The 384-nt window shown below is 54.2% G+C and carries 1 protein-coding gene; it reads left to right on the top strand.

The window, feature by feature from the left end:
• Positions 1-147 precede the first annotated feature (147 nt).
• On the top strand, positions 148-384 hold a 237-nt coding region (locus P0D96_RS48495; protein ID WP_408321495.1), incomplete at its 3' end, for an aldo/keto reductase.

Here is a 384-nt window from a genome sequence, read left to right as displayed (position 1 = left end):
TCTCCAAGGCTCATCTCATTCAGATAGTTTAATCACGAGTGATTTGAACAGCACCTACTTTATTCAACAATCAAAAAATGGGAGATTGTCCTCCTGAACGCTACGGCGTCTTGCGCCGCAAACCAGGACCAGCTTGGGAGAGCAACCATGGAAGCTTTGAAGACACAAGGAATTGACCTGCCCCGCCTCGGATTTGGCACATTCCGTATGCCGGGCGGAGGTTGCCAGCCAGTAGTTGAAAGTGCGCTGGAGCTCGGGTATCGACACATCGACACCGCCGAGATGTACCAGAACGAAGAAGCCGTAGGCGCCGCAATTGCGGCCTCGGGTCTCGCGCGAAAGCAACTGCATCTGACCACCAAGGTATGGCACGAGAACCTCGCG

Source organism: Paraburkholderia sp. RL17-347-BIC-D (assembly GCF_046027915.1).
Lineage (GTDB): Bacteria > Pseudomonadota > Gammaproteobacteria > Burkholderiales > Burkholderiaceae > Paraburkholderia.
The sequence above is the reverse complement of the archived record's forward strand: the minus strand, read 5'-3'. Positions and strand labels throughout refer to the sequence as shown.